This is a genomic window from Nocardia sp. (genome assembly GCF_025465275.1).
In the GTDB taxonomy this organism is placed as follows: Bacteria; Actinomycetota; Actinomycetes; order Mycobacteriales; family Mycobacteriaceae; genus Nocardia.
The window spans coordinates 1-21,686 of record NZ_JAODNK010000238.1 but is presented as its reverse complement, the minus strand read 5'-3'; the positions used below and the strand labels follow the sequence as shown (position 1 = coordinate 21,686).

The 21,686-nt window shown below is 63.8% G+C and carries 17 protein-coding genes and 1 pseudogene; 7 read left to right on the top strand and 11 right to left on the bottom strand.

The window, feature by feature from the left end; translation table 11 throughout:
• Position 1: 1 nt before the first annotated feature.
• Positions 2-3,502: a carboxylic acid reductase gene (gene car / locus JWN03_RS45270; RefSeq protein ID WP_297629006.1), complete on the top strand. Its 3,501-nt coding sequence runs from the start codon at positions 2-4 to the stop codon at positions 3,500-3,502.
• A 61-nt stretch (positions 3,503-3,563) separates the two neighbouring features.
• On the opposite strand, the gene JWN03_RS45265 is transcribed toward car, so the two are convergent.
• The 5 genes from JWN03_RS45265 to JWN03_RS45245 form a co-directional block, all read right to left on the bottom strand.
• A complete protein-coding gene (locus tag JWN03_RS45265; RefSeq protein WP_297629005.1) occupies positions 3,564-5,081 on the bottom strand; it encodes an MDR family MFS transporter in 1,518 nt (505 codons plus the stop codon).
• A 56-nt stretch (positions 5,082-5,137) separates the two neighbouring features.
• Positions 5,138-5,935 carry an enoyl-CoA hydratase/isomerase family protein gene (locus tag JWN03_RS45260; protein WP_441343185.1) on the bottom strand — a complete coding sequence of 266 codons (798 nt, stop codon included), beginning with the start codon at positions 5,933-5,935 and terminating at the stop codon, positions 5,138-5,140.
• Positions 5,913-7,373 carry a class I adenylate-forming enzyme family protein gene (locus tag JWN03_RS45255; RefSeq protein ID WP_441343184.1) on the bottom strand — a complete coding sequence of 487 codons (1,461 nt, stop codon included), beginning with the start codon at positions 7,371-7,373 and terminating at the stop codon, positions 5,913-5,915. The genes JWN03_RS45260 and JWN03_RS45255 overlap by 23 nt, the downstream gene beginning before the upstream one ends.
• A 171-nt stretch (positions 7,374-7,544) precedes the next feature.
• On the bottom strand, positions 7,545-8,669 hold the full coding sequence (locus JWN03_RS45250; protein ID WP_297629002.1) for an acyl-CoA dehydrogenase family protein: 1,125 nt from the start codon (positions 8,667-8,669) through the stop codon (positions 7,545-7,547).
• Complete coding sequence (locus tag JWN03_RS45245; protein ID WP_297629001.1) at positions 8,659-9,888, bottom strand: FAS1-like dehydratase domain-containing protein; 1,230 nt, start codon at positions 9,886-9,888, stop codon at positions 8,659-8,661. The genes JWN03_RS45250 and JWN03_RS45245 overlap by 11 nt, the downstream gene beginning before the upstream one ends.
• A 130-nt stretch (positions 9,889-10,018) precedes the next feature.
• Between JWN03_RS45245 and JWN03_RS45240 the strand changes: the two genes are divergently transcribed.
• From JWN03_RS45240 to JWN03_RS45225, 4 genes are all read left to right on the top strand, one after another.
• A complete protein-coding gene (locus JWN03_RS45240) occupies positions 10,019-10,765 on the top strand; it encodes an enoyl-CoA hydratase/isomerase family protein (RefSeq protein ID WP_297629000.1) in 747 nt (248 codons plus the stop codon).
• A complete protein-coding gene (locus JWN03_RS45235) occupies positions 10,762-12,033 on the top strand; it encodes an acyl-CoA dehydrogenase family protein (RefSeq protein ID WP_297628999.1) in 1,272 nt (423 codons plus the stop codon). Before JWN03_RS45240 ends, JWN03_RS45235 begins: the two co-directional genes overlap by 4 nt.
• A gap of 48 nt (positions 12,034-12,081) precedes the next feature.
• Positions 12,082-13,236, top strand: a complete 1,155-nt coding sequence (locus JWN03_RS45230; RefSeq protein WP_297628998.1) for an acyl-CoA dehydrogenase family protein — start codon at positions 12,082-12,084, stop codon at positions 13,234-13,236.
• 208 nt (positions 13,237-13,444) lie between these two features.
• Positions 13,445-14,428, top strand: a complete 984-nt coding sequence (locus JWN03_RS45225) for an alpha/beta hydrolase (RefSeq protein ID WP_297628997.1) — start codon at positions 13,445-13,447, stop codon at positions 14,426-14,428.
• Positions 14,429-14,560: 132 nt separating this feature from the next.
• Here the strand turns inward: JWN03_RS45225 and JWN03_RS45220 are convergent, their stop codons facing one another.
• Positions 14,561-14,941, bottom strand: a complete 381-nt coding sequence (locus JWN03_RS45220; protein ID WP_297628996.1) for a Rieske (2Fe-2S) protein — start codon at positions 14,939-14,941, stop codon at positions 14,561-14,563.
• Between the two features lie 129 nt (positions 14,942-15,070).
• Complete coding sequence (locus JWN03_RS45215) at positions 15,071-15,478, bottom strand: helix-turn-helix domain-containing protein (protein WP_297628995.1); 408 nt, start codon at positions 15,476-15,478, stop codon at positions 15,071-15,073.
• A gap of 158 nt (positions 15,479-15,636) precedes the next feature.
• On the opposite strand from JWN03_RS45215, the pseudogene JWN03_RS45210 reads away from it, so the two are divergent.
• A pseudogene (locus JWN03_RS45210) lies at positions 15,637-15,909 on the top strand (amidohydrolase family protein); the annotation flags it as partial.
• Between the two features lie 143 nt (positions 15,910-16,052).
• Here JWN03_RS45210 and JWN03_RS45205 read toward each other — a convergent pair.
• The 4 genes from JWN03_RS45205 to JWN03_RS45185 form a co-directional block, all read right to left on the bottom strand.
• The gene (locus JWN03_RS45205; protein WP_297628994.1) at positions 16,053-16,682 is read right to left on the bottom strand and encodes an FMN-dependent NADH-azoreductase; all 630 of its coding nucleotides are present in this window, start codon (positions 16,680-16,682) and stop codon (positions 16,053-16,055) included.
• Positions 16,683-17,447: 765 nt separating this feature from the next.
• Entirely contained in the window at positions 17,448-19,223 is a 1,776-nt protein-coding gene (locus JWN03_RS45200; RefSeq protein WP_297628993.1) for an acyclic terpene utilization AtuA family protein, read from the bottom strand.
• Positions 19,220-20,029 carry a TIGR03084 family metal-binding protein gene (locus JWN03_RS45195; protein ID WP_297628992.1) on the bottom strand — a complete coding sequence of 270 codons (810 nt, stop codon included), beginning with the start codon at positions 20,027-20,029 and terminating at the stop codon, positions 19,220-19,222. Before JWN03_RS45195 ends, JWN03_RS45200 begins: the two co-directional genes overlap by 4 nt.
• A 581-nt stretch (positions 20,030-20,610) precedes the next feature.
• Positions 20,611-20,817: a hypothetical protein gene (locus tag JWN03_RS45185; RefSeq protein ID WP_297628991.1), complete on the bottom strand. Its 207-nt coding sequence runs from the start codon at positions 20,815-20,817 to the stop codon at positions 20,611-20,613.
• A 65-nt stretch (positions 20,818-20,882) separates the two neighbouring features.
• Between JWN03_RS45185 and JWN03_RS45735 the strand changes: the two genes are divergently transcribed.
• On the top strand, positions 20,883-21,188 hold the full coding sequence (locus JWN03_RS45735; RefSeq protein WP_366914574.1) for an SDR family oxidoreductase: 306 nt from the start codon (positions 20,883-20,885) through the stop codon (positions 21,186-21,188).
• The last annotated feature ends 498 nt before the right edge of the window (positions 21,189-21,686 follow it).

Below are 21,686 nucleotides of genomic sequence, written 5' to 3'. Positions count from 1 at the left end.
GATGACCCGCGGAGCTCTACAACTGACAGGCGAGCAGCGCGCGGCCGCCGTACTGGCCGACGATCAGGTGCGCGCCGCCATGCCGCTGCCCGCGGTGACCGCCGCTGTGTGCCGGCCTGGACTGCGCCAGGCAGAGGTGGTGGCAACGGTCATGGAGGGCTACGCTGACCGGCCCGCGCTCGGGGAGCGGGCAGCCGAACTGATCACCGACGGAACCGGTCGCCGGGTGCGTTCGCTGCTGCCGCGCTATGACACGGTGAGTTACGGGGAGCTGTGGGCACGAGTGGGCGCGTTGTCCGTTCATTGGCGGGACAACCCCGTGTGCACCGTGCGCGGGGGGGAGTTCGTGTGCACACTCGGCTTCGTCAGTACCGACTACGTGACCGTGGACCTGGCATGCGTACACCTGGGCGCGGTAGCGGTGCCATTGCAGGCGAACGGGACTGTGGCGCAATGGAATTCGATCCTAGATGAGACCTCGCCGCGGGTACTGGCAACCAGTCTGGAGCTGCTCGGCGCGGCTGTCGAGGCTGTCGTGATCGGCACGACCGCACCCGGCCGGCTGCTCGTGTTCGACTACCACCCCGAGGACGACTACCAGCGCGAAACGTTCGAATCGGCACGACGTCGTCTGACCGAGCGCGGCCGGCCGGTAGTGCTGGAGACGCTGGCGGAGGCTGTCGACCGGGGCCGATCGCTGCCGGCGGTGGCGCCGCACCTACCGGACACCGACGAAGATCCGCTGGCACTGCTGGTCTACACCTCCGGCAGCACCGGAGCGCCGAAGGGCGCCATGTACAGCGACCGGCTTGCCACGACGAAGTGGCTGTTCGGCACCGGGCGGCAGCTGCCCCGCATCACCTTCAGCTACATGCCGCTGAGCCATGCGGCCGGGCGAACCACCTTGTCGGGCACGTTCGTTGCCGGAGGCACCGCCTATCTCGCGGCGGCCAGCGATATGTCGACGTTGTTCGACGACCTCGCACTGGTCCGGCCGACCGAGCTCTTCTTCGTACCGCGCGTGTGCGAGATGCTGTTTCAGCGCTACCTGACCGAGATCGATGGGCGGATGTCGGCGGGCGAGCATCGTGCCGACGCCGAAGAGGCGGTCCAGGCAGACCTTCGTGAGAAGGTGCTGGGCGGCCGTCATCTGCTCGCCTACTCCGCCAGCGCACCGCTCTCGGCGGAGATCCGGGCATTCATGGAATCAACGCTCGGGATCGAATTGCGCGACGGCTACAGCTCTACCGAAACCGGCGGTGGGGTGTTGATCGACAGTCGAATTCGTCGTCCACCGGTCATCGAGTACAAGCTCGCGGACGTGCCTGAGCTCGGCTACTTCCGCACCGACAAGCCGCATCCACGCGGCGAGCTCCTCTTGAAGACGACGACGATGTTTGGCGGTTACTACCGGCGCCCCGAGATCACCGCGGAGGTGTTCGACGAGGAGGGCTTCTATCGGACCGGGGACGTGATGGCCGAGGTCGCGCCGGATCACCTGGTGTATCTGGACCGCCGCAACAATGTGCTCAAGCTGTCGCAGGGCGAGTTCGTCACGGTCGCCAAGCTGGAAGCGGCATACTCGACGAGCCCGCTGATCCGGCAGATCTTCATCTACGGTTCCAGCGAGCGCGCCTACCTGCTTGCCGTGGTGGTGCCGACCGAGGCGGCGGTGGCGGTGGCGGATCCGATCGGGGCGCTCAGCGAGTCGCTGCAGCAGATCGCCAGGCGGGCCGAATTGAACTCCTACGAGATTCCCCGCGACTTCCTCGTCGAGACCGTGCCCTTCTCGGCCGATAACGGACTGCTGTCGGCCATCGGAAAACCACTGCGGCCCAACCTGAAAGAGCGCTACGGCGAACGCCTCGAGCAGCTCTACACCGAACTGGGGGCCCAGCAGGCCGACGAACTACAGGCATTGCGCGGCGGATCGGCGGATCGGCCGGTGCTGCAGACGGTGGGCCTGGCGGTACGCGCATTGCTCGGCCGTGCCGGGACGACGATCGACTTCGGCGCGCACTTCACCGACCTCGGCGGAGATTCGCTGTCAGCGCTGTCCCTGTCGACGCTGCTGCGGGAGATATTCGAGATCGAGGTGCCGGTCGGCGTGATCGTCGGCCCGACAACCGATCTGCGCCACTTGGCCGACTACATCGAGACCGAGCGAACGTCCGGAGGTACGCGCCCGACCGCAGCCTCCGTGCACGGCCGGGGCATCGAGATCCGCGCTGCGGACCTGACGCTCGATAAATTCCTCGATGGCCCGACCCTCGCGCAAGCGGCGGGGATCCCGCAGGTCACCGAGCCGGCAACCACGGTCTTGCTCACCGGAGCCAACGGCTACCTCGGACGGTTCCTGTGCATGGAATGGCTACAGCGGCTGGATAATTCGAAGGGGACGCTGATCTGCCTGCTGCGCGGTAGCGATGCCGCGACGGCCCGGCAGCGCCTCAACTCGGTATTCGACACCGGCGACCCGGACCTGCTGCGGCGCTTCAGAACTTTGGCCGATCGACGGCTGCGAGTACTCGTCGGGGACATTGGTGAACCGAATTTCGGGCTGGGCGAACAGGAGTGGCACGAGCTGGCGGACACGGTCGACCTGATTGTCCATGCGGCCGCGCTGGTCAACCATGTGCTGCCCTACGAGCAGTTGTTCGGCCCCAACGTCACCGGGACCGCCGAGGTGATTCGGCTGGCGCTCACCACGCGGCGGAAGCCGGTCTCATTCTTGTCCTCCGTCGCGGTCGCGGGCAGACAGGAACGCAAGATATTCACCGAGGATGGCGACATCCGGCAGATCAGCCCGGTCCGCTCGCTCGGTGATGACTACGCCGGCGGCTACGGCAGCAGCAAATGGGCGGGCGAGGTGCTCTTGCACGAGGCCCACGACCGGTTCGGACTGCCGGTGACAGTGTTTCGCTCCGACATGATCCTGGCGCACAGCCGGTTTGCCGGTCAACTGAACCTGCCGGACCGCTTCACCCGCCTGCTACTGAGCCTGATCGCCACCGGCATCGCCCCGAAGTCGTTCTACGAGACCGACTCCGACGGCAACCGCCGGCGCGCGCACTACGACGGCCTGCCCGCTGACTTCACGGCCGCGGCCATCACCGTCCTCGGCGCGGAGGCAACCACCGGATTCCATGCCTTCGACGTACTCAACCCGCACGACGACGGCCTGTCCCTGGACGAATTCGTCGACTGGTTGATCGAGTCGGGCGAAGTGATCATCCGCATCGACGACTACTCGGAGTGGTTGGCCCGCTTCGAGACCGCCCTGCGGGCGCTGCCGGAACACGAGCACCAGCACACGATGCTCCCCCTGCTGCACTCACTCCGCCACCCCGCATCGCCAACCGAGGGTGCTGCCCTGCCTGCCGAGAAGTTTCGCGCGGCCGTGCGGGCCGCGAGCGTCACCCCGGATGGCGAAATCCCTCATCTGAGCCGGGAACTAATCACCAAGTACGTCACCGACCTGCGCCTGTACGGCCTCGCCTAGCAGTCCGCCGCAATGCCGCACCCTCCCGGAGCGGCATTGCGGCGGATCTATCGCACAGCGGTCATCGCACTGGTTCGGCGACCGGCGTCATAACGGTCGTGCGTAGCGGAACCTCGCGAATGAACACGACAGCGATCAGTGCGAGGGCGACCAGTGGCGTGGTGCAGAGAAAGACATCGGCTATGCCGTGGCCGTAGGCGCTTTCGACGACAGCGCGGACCGGACCAGGTAAACCGGACATGTTGGGCAGGGTGGCGGAGGCCGCGGAGCGGTTCCCTCGGATGCCGAGATGCGCCAAGCCCGTGTCGGTGTAGTGGCCGATCCTGGTCGCCATGATCGCGCCCAGGGCGGCGACGCCGATCGCGCCGCCGAGGCTACGGGTGAAAGCGACTGTGGCGCTTGCGGCCCCGATGTCTTCGATGCGAACTTGGTTCTGCACGGCGAGGATCAGGTTCTGCATGGTCATGCCGATGCCGGCGCCGAGTAGGAACATGTAGAGCATCAGCTGTGCGTAGTTGGTGTCGGTACGGGCGGTGCCCAGCAGCACGACCCCGGCGAGAGTGAATGCGCTGCCGATCAGCAGGATCGGCTTCCAGCGCCCGGTCTTGGTGATGATCCGGCCCGAACACAGCGAGACGATCGCGAGGCTGAAGATCATCGGTAGCGTGTGCAGCCCCGCGGCGACCGGTGATTCGTCCCGCGCCAACTGGAAATACTGGTTCAGGAAGGTCGTGCCGGCGTACATGGCGACACCGACCACCAGGGACGCGGCGATGGCGAGGGCAACCGTGCGATTGCGGAACAGGTGCAACGGAATGACCGGCTCGGCGGTCTTCGACTCCACGAGAACCAGCAGCGCACCGAGCGCAATGCCGCCCCCGGCCAGCATGACCGTCGGCCAGGAGATCCACGGATACCTGTTGCCGGCAAAGGAGATCCAGATCAGCAGCAGTGAGGTGCTGGCGGCAATCAGCAGCGCGCCGAGCCAGTCCACCGATACCCGCCTTTTGATCGTCGGCAGCTTCATGGTCTTCTGGAGCACCACCGAAGCGACTGCGGCAACCGGGATTCCGACGGCGAAGCACCACCGCCACCCCAGCCACGTGGTGTCCACAATGGCGCCGCCGAGCAGCGGCCCCAGCACCGTGCCGATCGCGAACAGTCCGCTCATATAACCGGTGTAGCGGCCTCGCTCGCGGGGGGATACCATGACGGCCAGCACGGTCTGGGTCAATGCCGTGATCCCGCCCGAACCGATGCCCTGGACCACACGGGCGGCAATCAGCTGACCGGTGTCGACCGACAGCGCCGCCACCACCGAGCCCGTGACGAAGACAACCAGGCTCAGCTGCACCAACAGTTTTCGGTCGACCAGGTCCGACAGCTTGCCCCAAATCGGGGTGGCGACGGTGATCGCGAGCAGGTTCGCGGTGATGACCCAGCTATAGGCGGTCTGGCCCGCGTGCAGATCGGCGATGATAGTCGGCAACGCGTTCGACACGATGGTCGAAGACAGGATCGCGACGAACAGACTCGCCAGAAGTCCGGCCAGAGTCTGCATGATCTGGCGATGTGTCATCGGGTCCCCAGGGGTGCCGATCGCGACAGGATTCGCTGAGGACCGCATGTCGATTGTCAGCTCACCTTCCACCGCGGCTCGCGCTTCTCCGCGAATGCCGCCGGCCCCTCGGACTGGTCTGGATGCCCCCACAGACTCACCAACTCGGCCGCACCGGACTTACAGGCCTCCGTCAGGCCCTTTTCGAGCGCACCCCACAGTGCCCGCTTGGTGGCCCGCGTTGCGGCCGGGGAGTTGAGGGCGATCTTTTCGGCCAGCGCCTGAGCCGCTTCGTGCAGCTGCTCCGGTGGATCGATGACCTCACTGACCATGCCGAGTTCGTACGCTCGGGCGGCACTCATCCGTTCATGACGCCCCACCAGTGCCATGCGCAGCACTGCTTCGGCAGGCATCTTGCGGATCAGACCGATGGTCTCGACCGCGCTGACCTGGCCGACCGATACATGGGGGTCGGTGAAGCAGGCGTCGCCGGCAGCGATCACGATATCGGCGTCCGCCACGAAGTGCAGGCCACCGCCCGCGCAGATTCCGTTCACCGCGGCGATGACCGGCTTGTCGATTCCCAGGTGCCACGAGGTGAATCCCAGATCGAATTCCTCCATGGACTGGCGGTAGCGCTCCATTCCCAGTCCGTCGGTAGCCAATTCGACCACATCGGCGCCGGTTTGAAAGTCCCGCCCGTGTGCTGCGTTGACGATTACCCTGACGTCGGGATCGTCGTTCAGTTCGGTCCACGCCGTCCGCAGCTCGTCACGCATGACGTGGTTCATCGCATTACGGCGATCGGGCCGGTTGAAGATGAGCCAGCCGACATGGCCTCGGCGCTGCACATCAAGCGTTTCGTAGTTCACCAGAGGAGCCTTTCAAAGGGTCGGTCGCCGGGATGTAACTCGCGACGAGTTCGCGTCGCAGAATCTTCCCGATCTCGTTTCTGGGAAAGTCGTTGTCCAGCACCCGCACTGCCACCGGTACCTGGTAGGGGGGAATTCGCTCTCGAAGGAAGGCCCGAACGGCCATTTCATCGGGCTGGGTACCCGGGACGGCCAGTATCCACGCCACCGGCACCTCGCCGAGCCTCTCGTCAGGCACACCGGCGACGCAGGCATCGGCCACGTCGGGGTAGGTCCGGAGCGCAGTCTCGACGTCCTGGGGCACGATCTTCAGACCGCCGCGGTTGATCATGTCCGAGACCCTGCCTTCGAGCCACAGAAAACCATCGTGGTCCACGCGACCGAGATCTCCTGTGCGCATGTACCCGTCGACAAAGCGGTCGCTGTCCAGATCCGATTCCCGGGCCGAAAACGGCGAGCGGACAAAGACTTCACCCACAGTTTCGGCGGGGAGGTCTTGCTGCGCTCCGTCGAGGATGCGAATCGAGACGCCTGGATGCGGCCGGCCCACGGCCCCGAGTTTGCTGTCGCCGAACTCTCGGATATCGGCGGCGGTCCAGCCGACGACTTCCCCACCGAGTTCGGTCTGCCCGTACGAATTCAGTACGTCGACACCGAATCGGTCATGAAATCGGCGCGCCTGGTCGGGAACGAGCGGCGCCGTGACAGATCGGACCAGCCGTAGGGGACTCAGGTCGGCGACGCGCGAGTCTGTCAATAACATCGTCATCATTGCCGGTGCGAGCACAGTGGATTTGATCCCGAACTTCTTGACCATCGACATGTAGTCCAGCGCGTCGAAACGGTCCAGCAGAACCACTGGGGCGCTCAGCCTGAGCGCGAACAACGTATTCCAAATCCCTGCCCACAGTGCCAGCGATGTGGGTACCAGATTCGGCATGGCCGGTCGGTTGTCATTGCTGCTTGCGGACCGCCCGCGAAGCTGTCCGATGACGGTATCGATGCCGTCCAATACTCCGGTGTGCTCCAACAACACTGGCTTCGCCGCACCGGTCGTGCCCGAAGTGCGCATCACCAGTGCGGTTCCTTCGGGAAAGCGAGTGCCAGACCATGGATCGGCCCCGTCAAGGATGCTCCAGTCTCCGGTATCCAGCGTCACCGCACGACTGAACGACTGCGGGATCCGCGCCGCCTGTGCCCCTGTGGTGATGACCATCGCCGGGTTGCACTCTGCGAGCTGGCGGTGCAGTTCGGTGTCGGGCAATCGGGAATTGATCGGCACATACACACCTCCGGCCAGCCAGGTGCCGAACATTGCGACTATCGCGTCGACGCCGCGATCTACCACGCAAACCACTGGCGCTCGGTGCATTTGGCCAAGATGACCCGCAAGGTTGTGCGCCGACGCTGTCACGTACGCGAGAGTTGCCGAACCCGACACCCAGTGCACGATTTCCGCTGCTGGTTCGCTGGAATGCGCGGTCAGAACAACCGAAAGGTCGTCCTGCGCAGCGTTTTCGTTGCTGGCGGCTCTGATAGACATCGCTGTCCCTTCTGGCGTACGGGGGTTGTGTTCGCGCTGTTCCGTCGCGCCGCTGACGGACCCGTCCCTCTAGTGCGCGACAGGGGCGTCGGTCAACGTCCGGGCGAGGGTCTCCAGGTGTTGTGCTGGGGCGCCAAGTAGTTCGCGACTTGTCCAGGCACGTTTGTAGTACAGGTGCGCCTCGTGTTCCCAGGTGAACCCGATACCTCCGTGCAGTTGGATCATTTCCGCCGTAACCGTGACGAATACTTCGGAGCAATAGGACTGCGCAACCGCGGCAGCGATGGTCAGGTCGGGGGCACCGGGTAACCCCGCGGCGGACTCGGCGCCGGTCATGGCGGCCGACCTGGCCGACTCGACCAGAATGAGTTGCTCGGCAACCTTCTGTTTGACCGCTTGGAACGATCCGATCGGGCGACCGAACTGAATACGCGTCTTCGCATACTCCACGGTCGCCTCGAGGCAATATGCCGCTGCGCCAACCTGTTCGTTTGCCAACAACACCCGTGCGATATCGAGGGCGCGACGGAAGGCTGCCGTCGCATCGCCCTCGCCGACGCGGCGGGCCGGCGTCTCGTCCAGGAAAAGCTGTCCCTGCTTTCGGGTTTCATCGAGAGTAACGAGCGGAGGGACCCGTAGACCGGCTGCCTCGGCCTCCACCGCGAACACACCCAACCCCTCCGCGGTCCGCGCCGGCACCAGGATCAGGTCGGCGAAAACACCATCCACCACGAAGCTGGCATAGCCGGTCAATACCGGAATGCCACCCCGCTCGGACGCCGAGAAGGGGACCACTTCCGGAATACTCACGCCGGCGGCGTCGGCGGTGACCACCGTTGCCACCAGCGAACCGTCGCTGATACCCGGCAGATACCGATGGTTGGCCTGTTCATCATCGAGCGCGAGCAGCAGGGGCGCGGCGAGCGCGGCGTTGGCGAACAATGGCGCCGTCAACAGCGCGCGGCCCGCTTCCTCGAATACCACGCCGAGATCCACTGCGGACCCGCCACTACCGCCGTATTCCTCCGGCACGGCCAGACCTGCGAGACCAAGTTCCGTACACAAACGGGACCACACCTGATTGTCCCAGCCACGGAGGGTCGCCATCTGCTGCCGGACGACCGCGGCCGGGGACAGTTCGGTAAAGGCCGATCGTACTGTCTGCCGTAGCAATGTCAGATCGTCACCGGCCATTGTCGCCTCGCTGGAATCGATTGATCGTCGCATCGAAGACGTCGGTGAGAGTTCTAGCGCTCCCTGGCGGATCGGGCAATCGCACCAGGCCGTACTGCCGGCTCGGCAAAAGAATGGTCGCCGTGGCCGGAGAGGTGATCTCGCCTCGTTGGTTGCGGGTCCACAACTCCAGATCAATGGCCGGGCGCTCGCCGTCGGCGAGATAGTGGCGAACCACCTTGCCCTCGATCCATTGGACGTCGCCGACGTAGTTGAACTTGCGGAACTCCACCCGGAGCCGCCACAACCAGGCGTCGTCGCCCATCCAGTCCGTACACGCGTGGATGAGCCACGTTTCGCGCATGCGCCCGTAGTCGAATGTGGTTGGGTTGCCGGACCTTTTAGCGAATTCCGGGTCCCAGTGCACCCGCTGCATCACATCGGGCACACCGAGCTCGTCGCGGTGATAGAAGCGCGGAATCCGAAGGCGGTTGCGGTATCCCAAACGCAGCGGGGCGACGTTATACATGCCCATTCCCATGCCGACATGCCAGCAGATCATGTCCGTGACGGTGAGCGGACCTTTCAGCAATGTGCTGACCGGATCGCCGACTTTCACGTCCTCCCACCACCGAGGTTCGGCTCCGCGCGGCTTCTCCAGCGCGTACTGGGCGTCCAGGTCGGCGATCGCGTCCTTGTCCCAAGGCTCGATCACCACGTCTTTGTACTTGCTGCGCTCGCGCGCCTTCTCGCGCTCGGTCCGGTACATCATCCGGTACTGGGCGCCCAGCAAAGTGCCGCCGGTTGTTTGATATGCCTGTGCGGTCCATTCCTGGATGGCCCTGCCACCGAATTCGCTCGGCTTGTCGACGACATCGACCAGAGCCGTCCGGCGGGAGATCTCGTTGCCGGATGTCAACGGAGCCCACCATTCCCGCTCGCTGGCCGCGTAGAAAGCGTGCACCCCGCGTAGCGGATCACCTCGAAGTTCATCCTGGCGCGCCAGCTCGTCATCGGTAAGCAGGTCCGCACCGATCAAGCTGTCCCCGCCGATCAGTGCGGGAGGTGCGATTACCTCTTTCCAGCGCGTGTCCGCCCCATAATCCGGTTCACACCACAGCGGGTTGTCATCCCCATACGACTGCGCTACGTTCCGGAATGCGTCCTCGCCGGGTCGTCGGTAGTGCGGCGGCGCCGGATATACCTGAGGAACGCCTATCCGGGAACGCAGCTGCGCCACACCTTCATCCGTGATCGCTCCAGAAGTACCCAACTAACCAGTCCCATCCATCGTCACAACTTCGCTACCCTAGCGAGCACTATGATATACAATATATCATAGACATGGCAAAGCATTTCAGGAGGCCCAGGTGGACGAGGAGCCCGCCGGCGACGAGGCCGGAGATCACTCCCCTTCGACGCGAGCAGCATCCGTGCTGATCGAGCAACACGGCCCGGTCGGCTGGCTGATCTTCAATCGACCGCACATCGGTAACGCGCTGGACGCGGAGATGATGGCCGAACTGCCGAGGGCCTGGGCGCACCTCGATGCCGATCCCGGTGTTGCCGTAATCGCCGTGACCGGAGCGGGCGGCGCCTTCCAGACCGGCCTCGACCTGGCACAGCTGAGCAGGGATCCAGCCGCCCTCAAAGCAATGTCACGGAGGACGAAGCAGGCCGATCCACAGTTGTCCGGGTGGCACTGCGGCGTAACCAAACCCATCATCACTGCGGTGAACGGCGTCTGCGCCGGCGGCGGACTGCACTTCGTGGCCGACTCGGACGTAGTCATCGCGTCCTCGGAGGCGTACTTCCTCGACAGTCATGTGAGCGTCGGCCAGGTCAGTGCGCTGGAGACCATCGCGCTGACTCGCAAAGCTGCGTTTTCCTCGGTGGCCCGGATGGCTCTCGTGGGCAGTCACGAGCGGATCCGAGCGTCCGAAGCCCTCCGGCTCGGCTGGGTCAGCGAGGTGGTGTCACCCGAGGAATTGCGACCCACCGCGCAAAAGCTCGGCGAGCTCATCGCAACCAATGATCCGAACACGCTTGCGGCGACCAAGCGAGCACTGTGGCAAGCCCTCGAGATGGGGCTGACGAAAGCGAGAGTCCACGCGTGACGAGCGAGTTCAGTTTTACCGAGTGCGCGAGCCCGGCCGATACGATCGCCGCCGTCCGCGACTGGATCGCCGCGGAGATTCCCGCCCCTTGGCGTCGAGCGGCCGAAAGCGGCAGTGCGGTCCGCGACGTCCGCACACCGCAGGAGTATCGGGAGTGGTATCCCACCTTCGCGCGCACGGGTCTTGTTGTCCCCCAATGGCCCGTCGAGTACGGCGGTCTGGGCTGGCCACGTGAGCTCGGGCAGGCCGCGGAGCGCGAACTCCGGCGCTATCAGTTGCCTCGCCTCAATCCACTCGGCCTGAATTTGGCCGCACCGGCCCTGTTCGAGTACGGCACACACGAACAAAGGCTCCGCTTCCTGCCGAAGATCGTGACGAACGAGGAAGTGTGGTGCCAGCTGTTCAGCGAGCCCGGCTCCGGGAGCGATCTCGCGTCCCTGTCCACCAGGGCCGAACGCAGTGGCGACTCGTGGTCCATTACGGGACAGAAGATCTGGACGACCTGGGCGCATCTGGCCGATTTCGCCGTTCTCCTGGCCCGCACAAATCCCGATGCTCCCAAGCGGCAGGGCATTACCTACTTCTTGCTCGACATGCACCGACCCGGCGTGGAGGTCAGGCCATTGCGCCATATGGGCGGTGAAGTCGACTTCAACGAGGTGTTCCTCGACCACACGCGAGTGCCCGACACTCAGCGCGTGGGCCCGGTGGATCAGGGCTGGAAGGTCGCGCGGGTAACCCTGAGCGGCGAGCGGCAGATGGTGTCGGGATCGGGCTCCGGCGGAGTCGACCGGATCGGTGGCTCCGGAGTCGATGTGCTTATCCGGCTCGCGCAGGACCGCTCGGCGAAATCGCTGCCGAACGGCTGGGACGATCCCGAGGTACGGCACAAGCTGATTCGGCTCTGGTGTGAGGAACAGATCCGCGGCTGGACCAATGCGCGCGTACGAGCTGGGCTGAAAGCGGGTCAACCGCCCGGCCCGGAGAGTTCGATCGGCAAGGTGCACGGGTCCGAACTCAACCAGCGGATCCAAGCGGAAGCGGCCCGGCTGCTGGGGCTCGGCGGGACCGCGTGGGAAGGCGACCCCTCGGAATACTCCGCGGCGATGCCGCCGCAGGTACGAGGCATGCTCCGCAGCCGGGCCAACACCATCGAGGGCGGCACGACCGAGGTCAACAAGAATATTCTCGCCGAGCGCGTCCTCGGACTGCCGAAAGAACCCGACGAGTGGGAGGGTAAGCCATGGCGTCAGGTGCCGCGCGGATGAAACGTCCTGTGTCCCTACCCAATCCGATCCAGTAAGGAGATTCCCAGTATGGAGGACACCGAAGTCCGTGAGGTCTTGGAAACGGTTCGGACCCTGGTTCGCGACCGAGTGATTCCCCTCGAAGATCAGATCGACTCTACCGATGAAATGCCGGATGAGCTCAAAAGGCTTGCGGCGGAAGTCGGCTTGTATGGGTTCGCGATCCCGGAGGCCTATGGCGGACTGGGCCTGTCGATGTCGCAGGAAGCCCGGCTCGTCATGGAACTCGGCTACACCACGCCTGCGTTCCGTTCTCTGTTCGGAACCAACAACGGGATCGCGGGCCACGTACTGATGGAGGGCGGAACCGAAGAGCAGAAGAAGACGCATCTGCCCCGATTGGCGTCCGGCGAGTGGACGGCGTCGTTCGCGCTCACAGAGGACGAGGCCGGCTCCGACCCAGCAGGGCTGAAGACGCACGTCACCAAGACCGATGACGGGTATTCCATCACCGGCAGTAAGCGCTACATCACCAATGCCCCTGTGGCGGACGTGTTCATGGTCTTCGCAAGACATGGCGCGACGGCGAAGACCTCACGCGACATCTCCGCCTTCATGGTCCCGCGTGACACCCCGGGCCTCACCGTGGGCCCGCGCGACCGGAAGATGGGGCAGCACGGAGCGTGGACCGCCGAGGTCTACTTCGACAATGTCCGAGTCCCCGCCGACGCGCTGATCGGCGGCAGTGCCGGCGAGGGCAACGGGTATCTCACCGCCATGCGGTGTCTCGCGCACGGCCGACTGCATATCGCCTCGCTCTGTGTCGGGCTGGCGCAGCGGCTGCTCGACGAAAGCATCTCCTACGCACTGGAACGCCGTCAGTCCGGCCGTCCGATCGCGGAGTTCCAGCTGATTCAGGGCATGATCGCCGACTCGCAGACCGACGTGATGGCGGGCCGATCACTCGTGCTCGCCGCAGCCGAATCCTTCGATGCCGGAACAGATACCAGAATGGGCCCCTCGTGTGCGAAATATTTCGCCAGCGAAATGGTGGGCCGAGTCGCCGACCGCGCCGTTCAGATTCACGGCGGCGCCGGATACATGCGGGGGGTTGCGGTGGAGCGCTTCTATCGGGACGCGAGATTGTTCCGAATCTATGAGGGCACCAGTCAGATCCAGCAGATCATGATCGCGAAGCAAGCGTTCGCGACGGCGCGCACATGAGCGCGCTACCGAAATCAAGATGAGAGAGCCGCTGGCCGTGCCGCGACCAGCGGACCGGTATCGGCGACTTCTTTCATAACCTGCTGTTCCACAGTCGCTCGGCGTCGCCCTGACCGACAGCCGAGTTGGAACGCCCCTCGGTCACCCACGGCCGAGGGGCGAATCCTGTTCTGCAACTGATGTGCCGCCGCCCAGCAGAGAAGGCTTGATGAAATTGATCGCAAAGACGACGAACAGGCAGCTACGCATCCGGGGCGCGCTGTACCGCAGCCTGCATTCGAATGCCAGCGAGGACGACCTCCGCCGACAGAGCCTGCGATCTGCGAGGGCAATGTCACTGCTGCGTCATTGGAAGCCGAAAGGCATTCGCATAAGCCAAGAATGGGCCGTTCGACCCGACGGGTCACTATTGCGGCTGCTCGTCTGTTCGCCGCTCGAACCGCAGCGACAGGCGCCGGGCGTGCTCTGGCTGCACGGCGGCGGGTATATCTTCGGCTGTCCCGAGATGGAGATCTCGCTCTACCGGCAATTGATCGAGCAGAGCGATTGCATCGTCGTCGCGCCAGACTATCGAAAGAGTAGCGAGGCGCCCTACCCGGCGGCGCTGGAGGATAGCTACCTTGCACTGCTCTGGTTGCGGGACAACGCATCCCGACTGAGTGTCCGCGACGACCAGATCGCTGTCGGCGGCTCGAGCGCGGGCGGCGGCCTGGCCGCCGCGCTGGCGCTCTATGCGCGGGATAGGGGTGACGTGGCTATCGCATTTCAGATGCCCCTCTACCCGATGATCGACGACCGATCGGCTACCGAGTCGGCGCGGGAGAACGACGCGCCGGTCTGGGACGCCGTCACGAACATGTCTGCATGGAAGCTCTACCTGAAAGATCTCTACGGCACCGACGATGTACCCGCCTATGCCGCGGCCGCACGGGCGACCGACTACGAGGGCTTGCCCCCTACTCTGACCTATGTAGGCGACCTTGAACCGTTCCGCGACGAGACGACCCACTATGTCGAAAGTCTCCGAGCCGCAGGTGTACCAGTCGAGTTCAAGGTCTTCCCGGGATGCTGGCACGCCTTCGACTTCTTTGCACCAAAGGCGGAGGTGAGCCTCGAAGCCGCTCAGTTCCGGAACCGATGGTTTCGACACGCCGTCCAGACCTATTTCGCCGAGCAACCGACCTCGGCCTGATAGGCCGACCGGACCAACGACTGGTACTCATCCACACCCGCTCGCCACCCACACGGCGAGCCTGTCGCTGGTGGTTCGGTGTTCGCTACGCATTAGACGAGTGATTCCCATCCGAGGGATCATGATGCTGGATCAGTGACCTGGCTTCGGACTTACTCGTCTCGGTAACCGGACCAGCAGGCGGCCGTCCTTTCGGGCGACGGAAAATACCGGCAGCGGCCGACCGGCCGCCGTCGGGTTGTCCTTGCTCGACAATGGACGCCCGTCTCGGAGATCAAACCTTCTGCCGTGGAACGGACAGGTGAGCGTCCTGCCTTTGATGGCGGCATCATCGAGCGGCAGTCCCCGATGCGGACAACGGTTCTCGAAAGCCACGACCCGGAAGGGCGAAACCGACACCACGATGTCTCTGCTGTCGATCTGTGCCTGCCAGCGCCCGTATTGGAGCCGGTGCGCCCGCAAACCTGTGTCGATACACTCCGAAGATTCTGATCTGTTCCGGTGGCGATCCATCGAGAAGTTCCTCACTACCTACTCCGCGCGACGCCGAGTCCTACGCCTCTAGTAAATACTAAATATTATATTCTATCCACCATGTTCCTTCGCGACCTTCGAAAGAGGCTATGCCGAAACTACGATGGCCTACCTGTTGTGGTGTGTCCGGCTAGCATTTGTGGTCGCCAGTTGCCCCGCCCTGCGCCGATAATCGGCCGGCGTCAGACCTGTGAAGGTACGGAATACACGACTGAATGCGCTTGGGCTGTCGAAACCCACCGCCGTTGCAACATCCAGCACAGCCACCCCACTTTGCGCCAGCATCGCCATCGCCCGAACCATCATCTCGTGCAATAGCGGCGCGACCGCCAGCACCCTGACACGATCCCACACCCGGTCGGAAAACATCTCCGCGGCGAAGAATACCGACAGCGATCGGACATCGTGCAGCGTGGTGTTGTGCGCCAGTCCAGCAGGAATCCACTCCGCCTGACTCGGCGGTACGAGATCAAGCTGATGGAGGTCATGCCGATGCCACCCGGGTGACCAGCTCACCGGTGTCGTAGGCCAGAGTCTCGACCCGGAACGCCTGCACACGCGACATGGCGACCAGACTGAGCACTCGACGACTTTATAAGATATATCACATCATCACTAGGCGCGCGCGGGCACACATGCCGCCTGCTCATGCCGATCCAATAGCAAGGAATGACATGAATATCGACATGGTGCTGGTGAGTATCGACGACCACGTAGTCGAACCGACCGACATGTTCAATGGACGCGTACCGGCAAAATGGGCCGACGAAACGCCCCGGATCGAGGTCGACGATCAAGGCATCGACCGCTGGGTGTACGGGGGAAGGCCGACTGGCGTGGTCGGCCTCAATGCGGTCGTTTCCAGGCCGCCCGAGGAGTCGGCATACGCGCCCGCCGGCTATGCCGAGATGCGTCCAGCGGTGTACACCGTGCACGAACGGCTCCGATGTCGACCTGTCCACCCGCTCACGCAAGGACCATGCAGAGCTCTACGCTCAGCAAACCAGCTAACGACACGGACCGAGCCGGACACGTGGACCGGCCCTGGCGGTCCCGACCGAGTTCGTTGCGTCTCGGTCGGGACCGACTACTAGGCCGCCAGGATCTCACCGGCCGCGCCGGCGGTGGCGCGGGCGGTGATGTGGAGCTCGGCGGCCAAGTTCCGCAGTGACTCCATGCCGGGAGTGGTTGCGGCAAGGGTGAGTTCGCGTTCGACAACGGTAAGGTCGGCCTGCCAGACGTCGGCGAGCACCCGCCGCAGGTACGCGGTGGAATGGTCCCAGCCTTCGCGTGGTGTTCCAGGACCGTAACCGCCGCCCCGCACGGTAACCAGTACTGTGGGCTTGCCTTTCAAGAGCGGCGCGGCCGGTCCCGCCCCCGCGATGACCAAGTCGACCCAGGTCTTGAAGTGCTGGGAAACGCCGAAATTGTAGAACGGCACTGCGAGGATGGCCGCGTCGGCACTCTCGAGTTCCCCCGCCAACCTCTTCGCCAGGGCGAGCGCTTCGAGTTGGGCCGGGGTGCGGTCGGTCTCCGGAGTGAACCCCGCCAGTGTCGCCTCCGTCCACGCGTTCGACGGCAGTGGGTCGATACCGATACTGCGGCGGATCACCGACTCGTCGGGACGAGCCTGGGCTCGGGTGGCTTGCACGATATCGGCGAGTTCGGCGCTCGACGAGTTGGCGGGCATGATGCTCGCGTCTAACCGGAACAACGTCATGTCATCTCTCCAATCAAGGGCACAGCAGTGGATCCAGGCTCGGCCTGCGGTTCGCAGTGGCCCCGCAAGCCGACACGATCGTAAACGGACTTTACCCCGATTAATATTCCTCGGATACCGCGACCTTGTGGACCTGCCGTTGCTGCCCCTCAAAGAAGGCCGTGTGGCGGGTGCGGCGACGCGGGACGCAACCTCTGCCATCTGCTGGACGTCACCCGCGGACCGGTTCGCGGGCCGCCACCTGCGAGCCTGCGACACGCAGTTAGTCACCTCCGATCGGCTCCGGATGAAAACCCCGACTCCAGGCCCGCCCACCGCCGATTGCGTGGCCCGCACCTGATGGTCCCACAGCAACTCTGGCCGAGCTGGGCCGCGAAGCCGTTACCTACCAACGGTTTCCACGCCGACATGTTCCGGCAGCCCCTCGCCGCGCTACTCCTATCCCCGGGGGCACGGCAACGCGATATGGGGTGCGCTAGCGGCGCTGCTCAAACTGCGGGTCGAACGCGGCAATATGACCATGATCTTGCAGGGCTTCGACAAACTCGCCACCGCTCAACCATGTAGGGAATGGACCGTTCAGCAAGACGGTCGAGTATGCGCACGGCATGAGACAGAGTTGAGAACTACTGGCCAGCGCTCTTCGAGGTGAAGCCGAGCCTGGAACCTACACCGCCTCCAACAGCAGTTACTGTCGTCTGTCGAAGTAGATGAAGGTTGAGCGTCGAGTTCAGGATCATTGCTCGATTGCTGGGGGCGATCCGCTCACAGCAGCGATTCGGGTATGTCGACGTAACGTGATCTGATGTACTCCCCCAGCCCCTTCGCTTGGGGGTCCAGGCGAGCCGATGCCGCGACATCATCCCCGAGCAATCCGACTACGACAAAATTCAGGGCGTTCAGATTCGGAAGACGGTATCTACGTACGGTGAGGTCCTGGGCCTCTACGAGAAGACCTCGGAACTGGTCGACTGTCAGGTACTGCTCGAGCCACGAATAGGACTCCGCGTCCGTGGTCCAGAGTCCGATCTTCGCATTACCTCCCTGGCCCCCAGAGCGCGCTCCACATAGCGCGCCGAGGGGAACCCGGCGAGTCGCACCCATTGCGATCGGATCGCCGACGTCCGAACGGAGATGACTCGCTTCACCGGCCGAACGGTCTGTGCTCGACGATGGAACCGGCGGCACCAGCAGGGTACTGCCATCGTTCATGACAACCTCTTGACGGACCAGATAGGAGGGGACGAGCGCAGGCCAATACACGCCATACAAGTTGGGGGAGGCCGGCGGCGTCGTCGTATGGAAGCCCGGATATCCGCCGAGGGCCAATTCCATGGTGGCATCGGAGAATCGTCGGCCAACCTTTTTGGCATCCGGATCCTCGACAGTGATCCGCAGGTGGGCGGTTGCTTGCTCATTACTCGGCGCGTCCGGGCGCTCGTAGCGGATCAGCCTTGTATCCACTTTGGCGAATGTGTCTCGCCCACCGACGATCTCGAATAGCTGCTGCTCGGCCCAACTCGCCTTCTCGTCGATATCGAGGCCCGTGAGTACCAGGGTCATCGAGTTGCGGTACCCCCCAAGATAGTTGATAGCCACTTTGGTTGACCCCGAGGGCGGACTTCCTTGGACGCCGGTGATCATCACCTGGTCCGGTGTCAACTGGGACAGTTTCAGTGTGTCGAAATGGGCGACCACATCCGGATTTTCGTAGGCAGGGTCGCCGGTCTCGTACAGCAACTGTGCTGTGACCGTCCCCTTCGACACCAGCCCGCCGGTGCCGGCGTGCTTGGTAATAACGCTGCTGCCATCAGCGAACACAGCGGCAACGGGATAGCCCAGCGGACGCCGGTCAGTGACCTCGCGCAGAAAGGAGTAATTGCCTCCGGTTGCCTGGGGTCCGCACTCGATGACGTGCCCGGCAACAACTGCCCCTGCCACCTGGTCATAGTCGGTCAGTCCCCAGCCGTGCCACCAAGCCGCAGGACCGACCACCAGCGCGGCATCTGCGACTCGCGGACAGATGACGATATCAGCGCCCGCGTCAAGCGCTGCCGCGATTCCCCATCCGCCGAGATAGGCATTGGCCGTTATGGGCTCGACGGCGGCTTCGTCGAAAGCCTGTCCAGTATCCATGTTTGCCAGCGAATGACCCGACGCGATCAGGTCCGGAATCTGCTCGACAAGATCGTCTCCCCGTAGGTAGGCGATCCGAGGAGCCATACCGAGTTGCTCAGCAAGCACCGAGAGCTTGGACCCCAAACCTGCCGGGTTGAGCCCGCCCGCGTTGGTGACGATCCGAATGCCGCGATCCATGCAGGTCCCCAATACCTGCTCCATTTGAGTCAGGAAGGTCCTGACATATCCGGCCGACGGGTCTTTCTCCTTCGCCTTCCAAAGCACCAGCATGGTCAGTTCGGCCAAGTAGTCACCGGTCAGGACATCGATCGGCCCCCCTTCGACCATCTCCTTCGCGGCGGCGACTCGGTCTTCGTAGAATCCGGAGCAGTTCGCGATGCGAATAGCCCGCTTGGCGTTCATACGATCCCCTTCGGGATTGCGGGTGGTCGCCCTGGCCCGGCTGAACCTGGGTAAGCCTGGGCGATAGTCATCCAGGCGGCCGCAACCTCACCGGTAACCTGCAGCATGGTGTCGAGCAAATTCCGCCGCTTGGTCACTACCAAGCAGAAGTCGAGGGCGGTGCCCGTCACCCTGCTCTCGGATTCGGCCGGACCCCATACCCAGAGCTCACCATCGGGCGCAATCAGTTCGACACGAACCTCCGTGTCAGGCACAGGCATCAGCCAGTTATGAAAGCTGTACGCAAACGTGTGTACTCCCAGATGCGCGATATGCCGCAACCGTCTCGACGGCGAGAGAGGAATTTCGAGTGTGTCCGCGATATCGAGCCCGTGCGCCCAGGTTTCCATGACACGCGTTGTAGCCGAACTGGCAACAGTCATATCCGGCCCGTACCAGGGCATCCGGCTCTGTGGATCCAGTCCGGACAACACCGCGCACAGCCTGGCCCGTGAGCTGCGGAACCATACGGCCAGCTCCGCGCTCGGCATCTTCCGATACCGAGCGGCGATCACATCCGCGTATCGCGGACCGAGCGTAGCGAGTTCTATGGCCGACACCCGAAAACGGTCCGGATCAGTCGCAGCCAGTACGGCCGCATCGTCGAAGTATGCAAGATGACTCACCTGATCGCGAATCGCCCACCCTATTGCCGGAGTCGGCAGCTCCCATCGGTCGGTCGGTAAGTCGCCGAGTATCCCGTCCAACATGTGAGCCTCTGCATGCAGATCGGCCAGTAGCTCATCCAATCCGACCATTGTGATCATTCCCTTCCACCGAGGTGTCCGTTTGTCTCGAAAGTCAGGTCGGTCGCTGCCACGATGTCGCTAGCAAGTCCTATTTCGCGCGCGCGCGTCGCGTCGATCGGGTCACCGGTTAGCAAGATCTGCAACGGACCCTGGGCGGAATCAGCCGCGGCACGGCCTCGGCCCATGGCGCATTGTTCGTCCAACCCCGTCAGCGTGGCCAGCTGCGCTGCCCGGTTGCGCCGATAGTCCTGGCCGGTCACCTCTACCGTCGATCTCAAGGTAGGCATCAGTCCATTCCGTTTCACAAACAGAGCACCTGCCCGAATCCAGCGCCGCAGCCAACCGAACTCGGCTGGTACACTGTATATCTTATACATTCATCTGGCGGCAGAAAGAAGGAACCGGCGTCGACCGAGACTCACACGGCAAATCCGCACAGGCCGTGATGACCGGGCAACCCTGCCTGTGGGGCATGGCCGCAGACGGCGAACGCGGCGTGCACAATGTGTTGCGGCAGGGCATCAATGCCACTCTCTACGGTCTCGCCCGCGCCTCCATCCACGATCCGGGCCCTGCCGACGTACTTGTCCCAGACAGATTTACCCGAGTTCACGAAAGTCGCTGCGGCACACGACGGGGCGGTCATCGAAATCGTCGCGGATGTACGGGATCTCTCCGCTCTCATAGCTGCTGCCCAATTTGCCGAGCAGCAGTTCGGGCGAATCGACGCCGCCATAGCCACGGTTGCGGTGATCGCTGGCGGTCAGGCGCTGCGGGATACCCGTCCAGAGGATTGGGCCGCCCATGTTCGAAATCGGCGTGCACGGGGTGGCAAATCTCGCTCACGCCGTGATTCCCAGCATGCTGCGAAATCCCGAGCCCAGACGCAGCCAAACACGCCGTCGTCGGACTGTTCAAAGGATTGGCACACGACCTGCGCGGTATCGGGATCACCGCGGCCGCCGTCTCCCCCGGCTCGACGCGTACGGATACGCTCCTGGAATCGGCATGCATCTACGACCTCGATACCGTCGAAGCATTCGCCGAGCATCAGTTGCTGGACCGCATCCTGGAGCCCGAGGAAGTCGCGGCCGTTGTGGCGTGGCTATGTGCCGGTTCGCGCATATCAGCTCACCATCCACCTGTCGTGAATACTAAATATATTATACAATCTTGACTTCTAGGGATCTGTGGTCGGCCTAACGGCGCGTACCCCCTGCGGACGTCAATGAAGCCGTCCAGCGAGGCGACCGAGGGCGTCAACGGCGCCGCCTGCGGTCGCGGCCCCTGGACATTGCACGAGCACGTCGAACACCCGCACCACGAAAGGATCAGAGTCGACATGCGGTTGCGTCTGCGGATTGACGCGATCGACATGTCGAACAACCAGTAGCACGCCCGTCTAGCCACAACTCACGAAGTGACCAATATTTCTCAGGGCGATCTCGTAGTCAACCGCATGCCGGAGAGCATAACGCCCGGCCGCAGCCCATTCCGGCTCAGTGCGCTTCTTCCGGCTGAGTAGTGGTGGTACCGAGATCTGCGACAGCGGTGGCGGATTCGAGAACTATCTCGCGGATGGCGGCCTCGGCGCCCGCGCCGTCGCCGCCACGGATCGCGGCGGCGGCGGCCACGTGCAGTTGGACGGCGCCGGGGTCGGCGTGCTCGGGCATGA

Bases quoted from the DNA above. Each gene is read 5' to 3' on its own strand.
- car (WP_297629006.1), top strand. From the start codon at position 2: ATGACCCGCGGAGCTCTACAACTGACAGGCGAGCAGCGCGCGGCCGCC.
- JWN03_RS45265 (WP_297629005.1), bottom strand. From the start codon at position 5,081: ATGACACATCGCCAGATCATGCAGACTCTGGCCGGACTTCTGGCGAGT.
- JWN03_RS45250 (WP_297629002.1), bottom strand. From the start codon at position 8,669: ATGGCCGGTGACGATCTGACATTGCTACGGCAGACAGTACGATCGGCC.
- JWN03_RS45230 (WP_297628998.1), top strand. From the start codon at position 12,082: ATGGAGGACACCGAAGTCCGTGAGGTCTTGGAAACGGTTCGGACCCTG.
- JWN03_RS45225 (WP_297628997.1), top strand. From the start codon at position 13,445: ATGAAATTGATCGCAAAGACGACGAACAGGCAGCTACGCATCCGGGGC.
- JWN03_RS45220 (WP_297628996.1), bottom strand. From the start codon at position 14,941: ATGGATCGCCACCGGAACAGATCAGAATCTTCGGAGTGTATCGACACA.
- JWN03_RS45205 (WP_297628994.1), bottom strand. From the start codon at position 16,682: ATGACGTTGTTCCGGTTAGACGCGAGCATCATGCCCGCCAACTCGTCG.
- JWN03_RS45200 (WP_297628993.1), bottom strand. From the start codon at position 19,223: ATGAACGCCAAGCGGGCTATTCGCATCGCGAACTGCTCCGGATTCTAC.
- JWN03_RS45195 (WP_297628992.1), bottom strand. From the start codon at position 20,029: ATGATCACAATGGTCGGATTGGATGAGCTACTGGCCGATCTGCATGCA.
- JWN03_RS45185 (WP_297628991.1), bottom strand. From the start codon at position 20,817: ATGGGCGGCCCAATCCTCTGGACGGGTATCCCGCAGCGCCTGACCGCC.